The organism is Chryseobacterium ginsengisoli (assembly GCF_039542325.1).
In the GTDB taxonomy this organism is placed as follows: Bacteria; Bacteroidota; Bacteroidia; order Flavobacteriales; family Weeksellaceae; genus Chryseobacterium; species Chryseobacterium ginsengisoli.
Map to the genome: position 1 here is coordinate 673,233 of NZ_BAABHX010000002.1, position 14,054 is coordinate 687,286.

General features: G+C 33.0%; 12 protein-coding genes. 6 read left to right on the plus strand and 6 right to left on the minus strand.

From position 1 onward, the window contains the following. The first annotated feature begins 22 nt into the window (after positions 1–22). Positions 23–1,048: an endolytic transglycosylase MltG gene (mltG, locus tag ABD940_RS08095; protein ID WP_345202116.1), complete on the plus strand. Its 1,026-nt coding sequence runs from the start codon at positions 23–25 to the stop codon at positions 1,046–1,048. 168 nt (positions 1,049–1,216) lie between these two features. Next, positions 1,217–3,772, plus strand: a complete 2,556-nt coding sequence (locus tag ABD940_RS08100) for a TonB-dependent receptor domain-containing protein (RefSeq protein WP_345202119.1) — start codon at positions 1,217–1,219, stop codon at positions 3,770–3,772. A 47-nt stretch (positions 3,773–3,819) separates the two neighbouring features. Here the strand turns inward: ABD940_RS08100 and ABD940_RS08105 are convergent, their stop codons facing one another. Genes ABD940_RS08105 through ABD940_RS08120 form a run of 4 tightly spaced genes read right to left on the minus strand, consistent with a single transcriptional unit; the run spans position 3,820 to position 6,924 of the window. Next, positions 3,820–4,278 carry an adenylyltransferase/cytidyltransferase family protein gene (locus ABD940_RS08105; protein WP_345202121.1) on the minus strand — a complete coding sequence of 153 codons (459 nt, stop codon included), beginning with the start codon at positions 4,276–4,278 and terminating at the stop codon, positions 3,820–3,822. Positions 4,279–4,309: 31 nt separating this feature from the next. Continuing rightward, entirely contained in the window at positions 4,310–5,332 is a 1,023-nt protein-coding gene (gene galE / locus ABD940_RS08110) for a UDP-glucose 4-epimerase GalE (protein WP_345202123.1), read from the minus strand. A gap of 19 nt (positions 5,333–5,351) precedes the next feature. Next, positions 5,352–5,795 carry a hypothetical protein gene (locus ABD940_RS08115; RefSeq protein ID WP_345202125.1) on the minus strand — a complete coding sequence of 148 codons (444 nt, stop codon included), beginning with the start codon at positions 5,793–5,795 and terminating at the stop codon, positions 5,352–5,354. A gap of 4 nt (positions 5,796–5,799) precedes the next feature. Beyond that, positions 5,800–6,924 (minus strand): DegT/DnrJ/EryC1/StrS family aminotransferase, encoded by a 1,125-nt coding sequence (locus tag ABD940_RS08120; RefSeq protein ID WP_345202127.1) that lies wholly within the window; start codon positions 6,922–6,924, stop codon positions 5,800–5,802. Between the two features lie 86 nt (positions 6,925–7,010). Between ABD940_RS08120 and ABD940_RS08125 the strand changes: the two genes are divergently transcribed. Then, positions 7,011–8,621 (plus strand): S8/S53 family peptidase, encoded by a 1,611-nt coding sequence (locus ABD940_RS08125; protein WP_345202129.1) that lies wholly within the window; start codon positions 7,011–7,013, stop codon positions 8,619–8,621. Between the two features lie 47 nt (positions 8,622–8,668). On the opposite strand, the gene ABD940_RS08130 is transcribed toward ABD940_RS08125, so the two are convergent. Continuing rightward, complete coding sequence (locus tag ABD940_RS08130) at positions 8,669–9,424, minus strand: hypothetical protein (protein WP_345202132.1); 756 nt, start codon at positions 9,422–9,424, stop codon at positions 8,669–8,671. A 26-nt stretch (positions 9,425–9,450) separates the two neighbouring features. Next, the gene (locus ABD940_RS08135; protein ID WP_345202136.1) at positions 9,451–11,985 is read right to left on the minus strand and encodes a phosphoenolpyruvate carboxylase; all 2,535 of its coding nucleotides are present in this window, start codon (positions 11,983–11,985) and stop codon (positions 9,451–9,453) included. 134 nt (positions 11,986–12,119) lie between these two features. Here ABD940_RS08135 and ABD940_RS08140 point away from each other — a divergent pair, with 134 nt between their 5' ends. The 3 genes from ABD940_RS08140 to ABD940_RS08150 are packed head-to-tail and all read left to right on the plus strand — an operon-like array spanning position 12,120 to position 13,855. Continuing rightward, a complete protein-coding gene (locus tag ABD940_RS08140) occupies positions 12,120–12,785 on the plus strand; it encodes a hypothetical protein (protein ID WP_345202141.1) in 666 nt (221 codons plus the stop codon). A gap of 53 nt (positions 12,786–12,838) precedes the next feature. Next, positions 12,839–13,243 (plus strand): hypothetical protein, encoded by a 405-nt coding sequence (locus ABD940_RS08145; protein WP_345202143.1) that lies wholly within the window; start codon positions 12,839–12,841, stop codon positions 13,241–13,243. Between the two features lie 33 nt (positions 13,244–13,276). Then, positions 13,277–13,855, plus strand: a complete 579-nt coding sequence (locus tag ABD940_RS08150; RefSeq protein WP_345202146.1) for a hypothetical protein — start codon at positions 13,277–13,279, stop codon at positions 13,853–13,855. Positions 13,856–14,054: the final 199 nt, after the last annotated feature.

A 14,054-nucleotide genomic window follows, 5' to 3' on the forward strand; every position in this document is an offset into this window, starting at 1 on the left:
AAAACTTTTAATCACCATTTAAATGAAAAAAGCAATTCTTCTCATCATCCTGCTTGTTTTTGTAGTAGGCGGATTTTTTGGATTTAGATTTTATAAAAAATATTACGGTAACAATATCGAAAAAGACGGATATGTTTTAATTCCTCACAATGCGAATTTCAAACAAATCTTAGATTCTGCTGCAAAATATGTTGACAATAAAGAATCTTTCGAAGCCGTAGCAAAAGAAAAAGATTTGGAAAAAAATTTCAAAGCTGGTAGATATCATTTTCGGAAAGGATTAGGAAATGCTAATTTGGTGAACATGATCAAAGCCGGAAATCAAAGTGAAAACAGCTTTAGAATTGGTGATTTTGGAGACATGTATCAAATGATTGGTAAAGTTTCTAAGAAAACAGAATTGGATTCTTTAAAATTTGTGAATGATCTTAATACTATTGCAGTAGAAAAAGGTTACAATAATGCAGAAGATCTGAAAAAATATTTCTTCATTGATACCTACAACTTTTTCTGGACAGTAACGCCGAAAGAGTTTTTCAAAAAATTTGATGATCAGTATAATGAATTCTGGAACAGCGAGAGAAAAGCAAAAGAGCAACAATCTGGCTTAACGAGAGATCAGATATATGCTTTAGCTTCCATTGTTTATAAAGAGTCAGGAGGTAAAAAAGACGAAATGCGAACAATTGCCGGATTATACCTGAACCGCTACAGAAAAGGAATGAAGCTTCAGTCTGATCCAACGGTAATTTATGCTATTAATAAACAGACAAACTTTAAAGAACAGATCAAAAGAGTTTTCTATAAGCATTTATCGACACCGTCACCATATAATACTTATGCTAACAAAGGAATTCCTCCGGGACCGATCTGTGTGGTTGATAAAAATTCTGTAGACGCAGTTTTAGACGCAGAGAAGAACGACTACATTTTTATGTGTGCAGATCCTGCGAGATTCGGATATCACAAATTTACGGCAAGCGCTGAACAACATGCAATTAATGCAAAAGCATATCAGGATTGGCTAAATTCTAAAAATATAAAATAGAAAATAAATTTAACTTTATTTTAACAATTTAATAATTAACATTTAGCTTATTTAAGCGACATATACATTTACAAATAATAAATTAACCTTACTATTCCGAAATTAACCCAATTAACAATTTCGTAATATTAAGAGAAATCTTTCACGATTTTACACAAAAAATACCTTATGAATCAGACGGAAATCATTAACATTTTTACAAAAAAAACCTTAGGGCTTACTTTTGTACTTTCAGCAGCAGCATTTGCTTTTGCGCAGGAGAAGGTAGGTATTTCCGGGTCGGTTGTCAATAAAAACAATCAGCCTGTCCCTTATGCTTCAGTTACATTCGGTAACAAGGCAAATAAATTATTAAGCGATGCTACACTTACCGACGAAAAAGGGCAATATAAACTTGACCTTGCTCCCGGAGCTTATGACATCACTGTAGAAGCAATCGATTACCAAAAAAGCGTTGTAAACAAACAAATTACAGCTGCAGGAAACATCGGCGCTCTATCTATCGAACCTGAGAAAAGCGCTACAAATCTAAAAACCGGAGATATTCAGGGAGTTGTGATAACGGCACCTAGTACAAAACCTTATAAAGTAGAACTGGATAAAAGAACTTATGATCCGTCTCAGGATATCGTAAGTAAAGGTGGAAATCTTCAGGATGTACTTTCTAACGTACCTTCAGTTTCTGTTGATACAGATGGTACGGTTTCCATGAGAGGAAGTTCGAACGTAAAATTCCTTATTAATGGAAAGCCTTCTGCTCTTCTTGGAATTGATGACGGAGCAAATGCTTTACAAAGTATTCCAGCAGATCAGATCGAAAAAATTGAGGTAATTACCAATCCTTCTTCAAAATTTGAAGCTTCCGGAACGGCGGGTATTTTAAATATTATTTTAAAGAAAAGTAAAAAGACAGGTTTCAACGGAAGTGTTATCGGAACGTTAGGATATCTTCCTCAAACCAATTTGAATGCAAACCTTAACTGGAGAAAAGGAAACTTTACATGGTTTCTAAATGGTGGCGGTGGCTACAGAGAGTCTAAAAATACCAGCAGAAATGATGATTATTTCAACAATGCTGTGTTAGCTGATGATTTGGTAAAAAGAAATACCAACTCTGAAACTAAAAGTAAAAACAATAATTACAATGCTTCCGCTGGTTTAGTATATGACATCACTGAAAGAACATCGGTAAATGCTTCTGGTACAGTAAGAACATTTGACAGTGAAAATTTCGGGAATATTGATTATGCTTACACTCCTTTAACAAATCCATTTTATACATCAAACAGAAGTACATTTGGCACAAACAACAACCTGGCTTTTCAGGGTGATTTTGGACTAGATCATAAATTTGATGACAAAGGACAAAACCTATCATTATCATTAAGTTTACAAAGAAGTAGATCATACAATGATACTAATATTGATGATACTATTAATAGTTTGAATGATATTATTAATCAAAATACTATCAATAAATCTGTTATTGCTAAAGCTGATTATGAATTACCAATTGGTGAATATTCAAAATTAGAAGCAGGATACAGAATTGACATCAATTCAAATGATTACAGCAATGATGTTCGTGAAAGCACAGCAACAAAGCCTTTAGACTTCCTTAAGCCATATACTTATGATGCGACATATAAAGAAACGTTCAATGCTTTTTATTTACAATTCAAAAGTAAAATCGGAAAATTAGGTTATCAGGTGGGTGTAAGAGATGAATTGTCGAATGTAGACATTAATTATCTGAGCCTTGATCCTACAAAAAATGCAGTAGTAACCACTAAAAATTACAATAATTTATTTCCTAGTGTTTATTTAAGCTATGAATTTGCGAAAGACAATCAGCTTTTATTAAACTACACAAGAAGAATAGACCGCCCAAGATCATTCTTTATGATTCCTAATCCGAATTATAGCGATAACCAAAATATCTTCGACGGAAATATTGATCTAAACCCATCTTATGTAGACTCTTTCGAATTCGGATACAGTATTTCTAAAAAGAAATTTACGCTAAATCCTACTTTATACTACAGACATCAGACCGATGACACAAAAATGTTGGTATACAATATTTTAGCTACTGATGATACTGGAGCTCCTATTGATCCGAAACGTATAGAATCTCACACAAAACCTATCAACTTAGGTACAGATGATCGTTTTGGTTTAGATTTTAACTTTAACTGGGATGCAACAAGTTGGTTGAAATTCTTAGGAAATGTAGATTTATTCGGATATAATACAAAAGGAAGTACATTATATGATACTTTTGATAAAAATGGAAATCCGATTCAGGCTGTTGCTGATTTTAATGGTAAAGGTTTCTCAACAAGAGCGAGACTTTCTTCAACAATTAAAGTTGATAAGACATTCAGTTTCCAATTACAAGGTTTCTATAGAGGAGGTCAGAAAACAGCTTATCAGGACAGAAAAGATATGTATGCTATCAACTTTGGTGCTTCAAAAACAATTTGGAAAGGAGATGGAACTTTAGCATTTAATATTCAGGATATCTTCAACACCAGAGCGATGCAATCTACAACTTACACAGCAAACAGTGTTAGAGAATCTTACATGCAATGGCAGCCAAGACAATTCTCAGTTTCTCTAACTTACAGATTCAAACAAGGAGAAAAAGTAGAACAAGTTAAAAAGAAAAAAGACATCAACTCCAACGCAACAGGAGACGATCAACAAGGAGGACCAATGTAATCCACCTTTACATCAACGAAAATCCCGAAATTACTTTCGGGATTTTTTTATTTTACAGTTTCTGTTTCAGCTCTTGCAATTTTTTCTAATTCGGCTTCATAGATTCTTTTTCTTAAATCACTTGAAGAAAACCTATGATCTCTTTTATTGTAAAAGATCTCGATTCCTTTTTCTTCGCAGTATTTTTTTCCTGTAAAGTCTCTGTCAAGATAATCATCCCCGATGATTCTTACATCAATTACAAAAGATTTTAAGATATCCAAAAGATCTTCTTCTGTGTAATAAGGAATAATTTCGTCAACAGCATCCACTGCCTTCAACTGAATATACCTTTCTACAATGGTCTGAGTCGGTCTATTTTTTGTAGGACGGTCATGAGAAGGATCGATCTGTAACCCAACGATAAGATAATCACAAACTGTTTTAGCTTCCTCAAGCATTTTAATGTGACCGGCATGTAACAAATCGAATGACGAAAACGTAATGCCTATTCTTTGTGTTTTCATATGAATAAATTCTTTTTTATGACTTAATTTTCTAAATGTTTCTTGTATCTAAATATTTCTGCCACTGCCAAACGGTTCTTAAAGCTTCTTCTAAAGAAGTTTCAGACTTCCAGTTCAATTCTTTTTGAGCTTTGTCTACATTGGCATAAGCAACTGTAATATCACCTTCTCTCCTATCACAAATCTGATAAGGCACTGAGACATTATTTGCTGTTTCAAAAGCTTTTACAACTTCTAAAACTGAAGATCCTTTTCCTGTTCCAAGATTATAAATATCAATCGTTGCAACATCAGAATTGCCTCCTATTAATTTCCTCAAAGCTGCAACATGTGCTTTCGCAAGATCAACAACATAAATATAATCGCGAACTGCCGTTCCATCTTGTGTTGGGTAATCATCACCCCAAATATTAAGCTTTTCACGAACTCCGGCTGCAGTTTGCATGACGAAAGGTACTAAATTATTCGGAACCCCAATCGGCAATTCGCCTATTTTTGCAGATGGATGCGCCCCAATTGGGTTAAAATATCTTAATAATGAAATTTTTCGGTGATAAGCCTTAGCAAAATCAATTAAAATCTCCTCACCCATCTGTTTAGTTTTTCCATAAACACTTTCGGGCATTTTTAAAGGAGTATTTTCATCGATTGGCATTTGATCCGCCTGTCCGTAAACGGTGCATGACGAACTGAAAATAAAGTTTGAAAGTCCTCTTTCTTTAAATTCCTGCAATATGTTAATTAAAGAAAATAAATTATTCTCATAATAATCAACCGGCTTTATCTGACTTTGACCTACAGCTTTAAATGCGGCAAAATTAATACATCCATCAATTGAATGAGCATCAAAAACCTGTGTAAGAAGTTCTTTTCTTTTTAAATCAAAAGGATAAAAAACAGGCTTCTTTCCCGTAATCTCCTCAATATTGTTTAAAATAAATCTTTCTGAGTGAGATAAATCATCTACAATAACAACATCAAAATTGTTATTTAAAAGTTCTACAACTGTGTGTGAACCAATATATCCTAAACCTCCCGTTACGAGTATTGCCATTTTTTAATTATTGTTTTTTTTAATCATTATGTGTTCCTATGTTTTCTATTTCATTTTTTGCAGGAGAATGTCTAAGATAATTTATAAATAATGTTGGAACTATTAAAAAAATGAAAAGTGTAATTAAAAAAGAATTAATATAAGTTTTCCAAAGTTCCCCATAATTCATATAAAAACTTAAAGAGCCTAAAATTATTATCAAAAAACCTGTAATATTTAAATATGCAAACATTTTTTTTGATTCCTTAAAAATATGTATAAATGTCACTATTAATAATACAAATACAATAAAATTCAGAAAATATGCAAAAAATCTGAATTCTACATATTTCTCAGATAATCTGTAACCTCTAAGTAAAATATTGATTGCAAATACACCATAGTAAATAATCCAGCCAAGAAGAAAAACTATTGTAAAAAAATAAGCAAACTTATTTTTTAAAATCCTTTCATCGTGAAGCATATTTTTATTTCATAAATTCCAACACAGCATCCGTAATATACTTCAACTGCTCATCATCTAGTTCTGTGTGCATTGGAAGAGAAATAACCTGTTCCAACAATTTATCTGTATTCACAAAATCAGCATCGTTGCTTTCCTGATAATAAGCTTTTTGCTTTCTTAAAGCTACAGGATAATAAATCATTGCAGGGATTTCTTTTTCCGTTAAAAATTTCTGTAATTCGTTACGTTTTCCGTTCAGAATTCTCAAAGTATATTGATGAAAAACGTGTGTAGAATTTTCTGCTCTTTTCGGAGTTAAAATATTTTCATTTCCGGCAAAAGCTTCGTCATAGTAATCCGCCGCTTTTTTTCTTGCTTCATTATAATTATCCAAATTCGGAAGTTTTTTTCTCAAAACTGCTGCCTGAATGCTGTCTAATCTTGAATTTACTCCCACCTCATCGTGATAATATCTTTCATACATTCCGTGGTTAACAATCCCTCTTAAACGGTGTGCCAATTCATCATTATTTGTGAAAATAGCACCTCCATCACCATAACAACCTAAGTTTTTAGATGGAAAGAAAGAAGTTGTTCCTACTGTTGCCATTGTTCCTGCACTTTTTACAGTTCCGTCTGAGAATGTATATTCAGAACCGATTGCCTGTGCGTTGTCTTCAATTACATATAAATTATGCTCTTCAGCTATTTTTAAAATTTCCTCCATATTCGCACATTGTCCGAAAATATGAACAGGAATAATCGCTTTTGTTTTTGGAGTGATCGCTTTTTTAATTGCTTCTGTTGAGATCGTAAATGTATCGTAATCCACATCAACCAAAACAGATTTAAGTTTCAGTAAATGAATAACTTCCACAGTCGCTGCAAAAGTAAAATCTGCTGTGATTACCTCATCGCCTTCTTTCAGATCAAGAGCCATTAAAGCAATCTGAAGTGCATCAGTACCATTTGCGCAAGGAATAACATGTTTTACGTCCAAATAAGACTCTAATTCATTCTGGAATGACTTTACTTCAGGGCCGTTGATAAAAGCCGCTGAATCCATTACATTTAAAACTGCATTATCTACTTCATTTTTTATTTTGTAATACTGACTTTGTAAGTCAACCATTTGAATCTTTTTCATAAATAAATATTTTTGTAAAAATAAGGAATTTAAAATCCTATCAAAAATTTTATTGATTTTGTTTTATCTTTATACAAAATAAATACATGAAAAAAACTTTACTATTTTGTCTTCTAGCGGGTTACTCTGTCAGTTTTGCACAGACATCCCTTGTTTTTGTATTTTTTAAAGACAAACCGAACAAGGCTGCATTTTACGCAAATCCCTTGTCAGAATTATCTCAGAAATCCCTTAACCGCCGCACTTCATTAGGAATTGCACTGAATGATCAGGATGCTCCGATAGAACAATCTTACATTACCAATATCCAGAGTTTAGGATTTACCGTTACGGATTATTCAAAATGGCTGAACGGGATTGCCGTAAATGCTACTGCTGCCCAAATTACTACTCTTCAGACTCAGAATTATGTACAGTCTGTCGAAAGTTTTGCTAAAAATTCTTCGGCTGGAACAAAATTGACACATCAGAATAAGTGGGAAAATCCAATAGATCCTGCAGGTAAAAATCTGACTGTTTTTGATTACGGATCCGGTTCTGAGCAGATTGATCAAATTAATCTTCGTCCGCTTCACCTGGCTGGCTACACTGGAACCGGAGTTACAATCGCGGTGATTGACAGTGGATTTCCATTTGTAAATACTGGTTCTGCCTATTCGAGATTATGGACAAACGGGCACATAAAAGGCGGATATGACTTTGTTACAAAAAGTACAGATATTTATAATACTTCACTTAACAATCATGGTGCTGCCATTTTAGGAGCAATCGGAGGCTATATCCAGGATACTTTTGTAGGTTCTGCGCCGGATGCCGACTTTTATCTTTACCGAAGTGAAAATGCTGCGGTAGAAGTTCCTGAAGAAGAACTGTACTGGATTGAAGCAGCAGAAGAAGCCGACAGAAAAGGCGTTGACATGATTACAACATCTTTAGGCTATGCCACTTTTGACGATCCGAAATACAGCTACACCTATGCACAATTGAACGGAACGACTTCTTTTATTGCAAGAGGTGCTGAAATTGCCGTTAACAAAGGAATTTTCACATTGTTTGCAGCAGGAAATTCAGGAGCTCAACCTTGGCATTATATCTTAACTCCGGGTGATAATGCAAAAGTTTTTACCATCGGAGCTGTAGATTCTGCAGGAGCTTCTTCAAATTTCTCTTCTTACGGTCCGAATTCTGCGGGCGTTATAAAACCTGATGCAAGCGCAAGAGGAACAGCAGCAACAAGTGTTATCAATAATAACTCAACGATTTCCGTAAGCGGTACATCGATCGCAACGCCGATTGCTGCAGGAGGAGTTGCTTGTCTTATTCAGGCTTTTTCTACCATGAACAGAGATTTGATGAGAACGCAATTAAGACAAACTGCATCGCTTTATCCAAGTCACACAGATCAGATGGGTTATGGAATTCTGAATTTCGGAAGTTTTTATAATAATGTTTTAAGCACTTCTGAATTAGTTAAGAAAAACAATATTGCCATTTTCCCGAATCCGGTTAAAAATATTTTAAATATCGCTTCCGAAAGTGAAGTTTTATCTTTGGAAATCTACGATAATTTAGGAAGATTAATTACAAAAGTTAATAATCAAAAATCGATAAAAGTCGAAGATTTTGCAAAAGGAGTTTATTACCTGAAAATCCAGACGAAAGGCAAGATTTATTATGAAAAATTCATAAAGGAATAAATTGAAAAACCTCTCGTATTGAGAGGTTTTCTTTTTATAAGATGATTTTAATAAAATTCAAGATCATCAAAATTTTTAATTCCGGAAAGAAAAATAGGTTTTTGAGATTTAATCTTTGTCCATGTTTCTTTGAAAACTTCATCGCCACTTTCAGCATTTGGGTTTGTATTTTCTTTAAACTGTTTCTTCCCCGTCAAAAAGTTAATACTTGTTTCACTCATCACTATCGGACCTTGATTATCACTTGAATCATATCCAATCAGCTGAAAATCAGAATTTTTGCATTTAAAAGTATACGTCCAATATCCATATCTTCCATGAGCATAATGAACATATAAATTATTTTTTTCAACTGAAACATCAAGTTCAGGTGCATAGTATACTCCTCCATCTTCGTTTTCTGAAGAGAAACATGTATTATTATCAGTAATTAATTCATAATCACCATTTTTAATTTTAAAAAGGATAATAATTCCGCGACGATTTCGGTCTAATTTTCCACGAGATTCATCGGTGATTATTTTATCTTTTTCTGTTCCTTTGATGATCAAAACACAATCTTTCAGCCCGTCATTATTCAAATCTCCTTCAATTTTAGAAAAAAGGACAAATGTTTTAGGAATAAAATCTTCAGGCTTTTTATTCGTGATAACCTCAACATTTTCAGACGATTCTTTCGGAATATTTTTATCAGATAAAACGGTTTTATTTTCCTTAGAAACCAAATCAGCTTTTCCTTCTTTCTTACAACTAAAAAACGTTAATGCCATAAAAATCGGCATAATCAGAAAATTCTTTTTCATTAAAAAATGATTTAATTAAAATTAATTTACGCCGAATTTCTACTCGCATTAATATTCCCAAACAAAGAACGCGTCACAAGTTTTCCATAGGCTTCCAAATCACCTTCTCCTTTTTGGATTTTCATCAATGCATACTGCTGAATACTCAACAAAGGCAAAACAATTCTTTCACGGATTTTCACCGATTTTCTTGAAAGCGGATCTTCTTCCTGAAGTATTTTAAAGCCTGTTAATTCAAGCATAATATTTTTAGAAAGATTATATTCATCAAACAAAACATTCCAGAATGCGCCGAATTTTGGGTTATTTTTAATATAATAAGTCAATGGGAAATAGGTCTTATTCATACTCATCATTGAATTCAGAACCAATGTTTTAAAGAAATCGGATCCTTTATACAATTCTCTTACTTCATCAAATCTTCCTTGCTCTTTCAACTGTTGCATTGCAAAACCAAACCCGAAAAATCCAGGAACATTCTGTTTCAATTGCGCCCAAGAACCTACAAACGGAATAGCTCTTAAATCCTCAAATTTCAGCTCACTTCCGCCACCTCTTTTTGAAGGACGGCTTCCGATATTGGTTTTTCCGTAATATTCCAACGTGCTCATTTCCTGCAAGTACGGAACAAACATCGGATGTGCTTTCAAATCTGAATATTTCTGATAACTGATATCCGCCAATTCGATAATTAAAGCTCTTTCTTTTTCCGTTAAATCTTTTTTAGCATTTTTAAAAACATCATTTTCAACTCCGGCTGTTAAAAGCTGTTCGAAGTTGTATTTTGCCTGTTCTTTATTTCCGAAAATACTTGTAATGGTTTGTCCTTGAATTGTTAATTCAATTTTATTATTCGCAATTGTTTTTCCTTGAGAAGCATAAAAATCGTGTGTTTTTCCACCACCTCTTGCCGGAGGTCCGCCTCGACCGTCGAAGAATACGACTTTAATTCCGTTTTGCTCGGAAAGTTTCGTTAAAACTTCTTTGGCTTTATAAATTTCCCAGTTTGCTTTTAAATATCCTCCGTCTTTTGTTCCGTCCGAGAAACCAAGCATAATTGTTTGTTGATTTCCTCTTTTTGCTAAATGCTTTTTGTAAATCGGGTTTTGATACAATTCATTCATCACATTTTCAGCATTCGCAAGACCTTCCATCGTCTCGAAAAGCGGAACAATATCCATATTGATTTCTTCATCCTGATAACCGCAAATTTTGAAAAATGCATACACATTCATCACATCTTTTACGGCATCTGAATTGGAAATGATGTAACGGTTCATTCCTCTCAATCCGTTTAATTGCTGGATTTCTGAGACTTGGGAAACCGTCAGTAAAGTATCTTTTACAATATCTTCAAAATCATCAGGATTTACTTTTTCTGAGATTTGAATTAACTGATTAAATTTTTCTTCTTGAGTTGCTTCACTATTTCCATTGATTTTAGCAAAAACCGTATCGATTACCTGCTGATGAATTCTGCTGTCCTGTCGAACATCCAAAGTCGCAAAATGAGTTCCGAAGATCTTCACGCGATCTTTGAAAGTGACCAACAGATCAAGGAATAACGAATTGTGCTGTTCAACCAGAATTTTTTCTGCTTCGTCAAGCCTTTTAAGAATATCTTCCGCCGTAATTTTTTCATTTCTGAAAATTGCAGAATATAACTCGTTGCTCAATTTAGTCAAAACATCAGAAACTCCTCTGAAACTCAATCTTCTTCGGACTGTTTTCAGATTGTTATAATAAGCCTTTAAAATTGCAGAATGAAGTTCTTCCGCTACTCTTTTCGTTACATCTGCCGTCACAAAAGGATTTCCGTCACGATCTCCTCCCGGCCAGAAGCCAAGCTGAATCAAATCTTCATGCAAGTGAAAATGATCGTTCCCAAATGTCGTTTTTATTTTAGTGAAAAGTTCACCAATTGTATCGTAATATACATATCTCAAATAATAAATGATGCTCAAAGCTTCATCAATCGGAGTCGGTTTTTCTTTATTGACAAACGGTGTTTTTCCCAATTGCTGCAACAACATATCAATATTCGTGATTGAATCTGTCGTGATTGCGTTTCTAAGATCATGAAGGATTCTCTGAACCGAATTGGGGTAAAATTGCGTCGGGTGAGCTGTAAAGACAATTTTCACCGCAAAATCTTTCAGCTTTTCACGAATTTTTTCGAGTTTATGATCCTGTAAAGAACGTTCGTACATATTGGTTACCGTTCCGTTATCACTTTCTGAGTGAAGGTTTGGAAAGGCAGCGTCTTCAATACTATCAAACAAAACTACCTGTCTTTCAATATATTGTATAATTTTAAAAAGGAGTTCGGTTTTTTGCTCTTCAGTTTGTAAATCTGTATGATTTTTAAAGAATTCTTCGACGATTTCCTCCGGTGTTTTTCCGGCTTCGTAGCCGATCTTACTTTCTTCGCAAAGGAAGGGAAGCAACATCCCGATATTCGTCATTTTATCATAAGGCAGGCTCATAAATAATGAATTGTAGATCTGGAACTTATTTTCCACGATCTGCCTGAATTTTTCTGCGCGTTGGTCGTGTATCATATAACAAATGTAGGGGATTTTGGGTGGAATTCAAATGGTGTTTAGTTTAAAATTATATAAATTTTATGATACTTTTTCGTAGAATAAAACATGTTTAAGTTTAAAATGTATCTTCGCAAAAATTTTAACCAAAGATGAAATTCGGAATTATATTTTATGCAATCTTAGGAATTTTAGCATTATTAATAGGTGTTTATTTATTACAATATTTCATTCCTCTGTCGATTATTTTTTTCATTGGTGCTTTTATTAATGGAGTTTTTATTCATAAAGAATATTCTATTCATAAAAGTGATAAAATTGAATATCATGAAAATTCTGTTCCTGATGAAGTGATCGTGAAATATTCTCGTTCGGGTAGAATTATTGCTATTGCAACTTACAGTATTTTTGTGATTTTAGGATTATTTTTTCTGTTAGGTCTTAAGTTTAAATTCAATGGAACTGCCATTGTTGTATTAATTATACTTCTTGGATTTACAGGCTATTTTATTTTTAAAATAATTTCAGAAATAAAAAAAATATCACAAATTATAATTTCCATCAACGGAAAAGGAATACAAATAAAGAATAATCCTACATATTTGTGGAACGAAATTCAGCTTGAAAAAATTATTGTAAAGCGTTTGGTAAGTCGTGAATCTAAACATGATTACAAACCTGAAGTTAACTATTTATATTTTTTTCACAACGATGAAAAAATAGAAATTAACATTGATGATTTTGACATTACAGATTATCAGCTTGCACAGGTTTTGAAAATATTCAGGGCTCGTTATAATAATTCAAGCTTATTATAATTTTGAATCCAAAATTTTATTGATTAATTTTACCAATCACAGAAATTAATCCAATGAAAAAAATATTCATATTCCTAGTAATAACTTTTCTTTTCACAGCTTGTGGTAAAGATTGTTATAATGCTCCTCAACCGATTGCTTTTAAATTCGTCGATTCCAATGATGAAAACCTTATTGCGAATGGAACGCTCACTACATATTCAATCCAAGATGAAAATAATGTCAGCGTACAACTCACCAAAACTTCTGATAATATGGTTATTTTAGAAAATGTGGGTGCTTATAACGGTACAAAAAATTATACTTTTAACTCCAATATTAAAACTTTTAAATTTTCAATCCAATCATCTGAATTTAAAGGAGGCTGTGACGGCTATCAAATCAATAAATTAACGTTTACAGGTGTAGGTATGGACGTAAAAGAGGAAAATGGATCATATAAAATCATATTCCAATAAATTTTACTTTGCTAAATTTGCAAAAACAACAGAATGAAATTATTATTTCCGACTTTAATATTATTATCCGGTTTAGTTTTCAGCCAGAAAACCATTCCTAATGATTTCAAAAAAATTCCGGAAATCTTAGACAATACCGAATTACTCTATCCTTTTATTGTTCCCGATAAAAAATACAATTATTGGTCTGTCCTTCGCAATAATCCAGATTCGGATGAAGCGATCATCTACGAAAGTCAGATGCCTGATTTCATGACGATCAATGATCCTGCTCCGGAAAAAGGTTTTTTTCAAAAATGTTTAGGAGAAAGTTGCTTTTCTTATCTTATTGCTTGTGAAAACAGTCAGTCCAGATATTTCTCGAACGAACAGCAATTAAGAGATTTTATCGGATCAGTTGATAATCTACCAGAAGCGATCTTAATTGCAAATACTTTTGGCTATACCGTTGACAGTACGAATAAACTAGGAAGTTCTTATAAAATGGAGGATCAATATGTGTCTATGTATCTTTCGAGATTTAAAAACAATTCTGAAATTAAAGAATCTTTTTTCATTAAGATTAATAGAAAAACGGGAAAATTGGAAATGAAAAATAATGGAACTTATTAATTTTCTAATATTTTAAATTTGAACCATTAAGCTTCAATTAAACGATTAAGAAATTAAGTTGAGATTCTTCAATCCGCTTCGCTACTTTCAGAATGACAGGAGTAAATAATAAACTTTCAATAGTTTTAATAAAATTCAATCATTATAATTTTAAAACTTTCTTAACTCAATTTTCATTAAGCAATGCGTAAATTTGGAT

What these genes read in the sequence shown, in the direction of transcription:
- mltG (WP_345202116.1), top strand. Translation starts at nt 23, where the DNA reads ATGAAAAAAGCAATTCTTCTCATCATCCTGCTTGTTTTTGTAGTAGGC.
- ABD940_RS08100 (WP_345202119.1), top strand. Translation starts at nt 1,217, where the DNA reads ATGAATCAGACGGAAATCATTAACATTTTTACAAAAAAAACCTTAGGG.
- ABD940_RS08105 (WP_345202121.1), bottom strand. Translation starts at nt 4,278, where the DNA reads ATGAAAACACAAAGAATAGGCATTACGTTTTCGTCATTCGATTTGTTA.
- galE (WP_345202123.1), bottom strand. Translation starts at nt 5,332, where the DNA reads ATGGCAATACTCGTAACGGGAGGTTTAGGATATATTGGTTCACACACA.
- ABD940_RS08115 (WP_345202125.1), bottom strand. Translation starts at nt 5,795, where the DNA reads ATGCTTCACGATGAAAGGATTTTAAAAAATAAGTTTGCTTATTTTTTT.
- ABD940_RS08120 (WP_345202127.1), bottom strand. Translation starts at nt 6,924, where the DNA reads ATGAAAAAGATTCAAATGGTTGACTTACAAAGTCAGTATTACAAAATA.
- ABD940_RS08125 (WP_345202129.1), top strand. Translation starts at nt 7,011, where the DNA reads ATGAAAAAAACTTTACTATTTTGTCTTCTAGCGGGTTACTCTGTCAGT.
- ABD940_RS08130 (WP_345202132.1), bottom strand. Translation starts at nt 9,424, where the DNA reads ATGAAAAAGAATTTTCTGATTATGCCGATTTTTATGGCATTAACGTTT.
- ABD940_RS08135 (WP_345202136.1), bottom strand. Translation starts at nt 11,985, where the DNA reads ATGATACACGACCAACGCGCAGAAAAATTCAGGCAGATCGTGGAAAAT.
- ABD940_RS08140 (WP_345202141.1), top strand. Translation starts at nt 12,120, where the DNA reads ATGAAATTCGGAATTATATTTTATGCAATCTTAGGAATTTTAGCATTA.
- ABD940_RS08145 (WP_345202143.1), top strand. Translation starts at nt 12,839, where the DNA reads ATGAAAAAAATATTCATATTCCTAGTAATAACTTTTCTTTTCACAGCT.
- ABD940_RS08150 (WP_345202146.1), top strand. Translation starts at nt 13,277, where the DNA reads ATGAAATTATTATTTCCGACTTTAATATTATTATCCGGTTTAGTTTTC.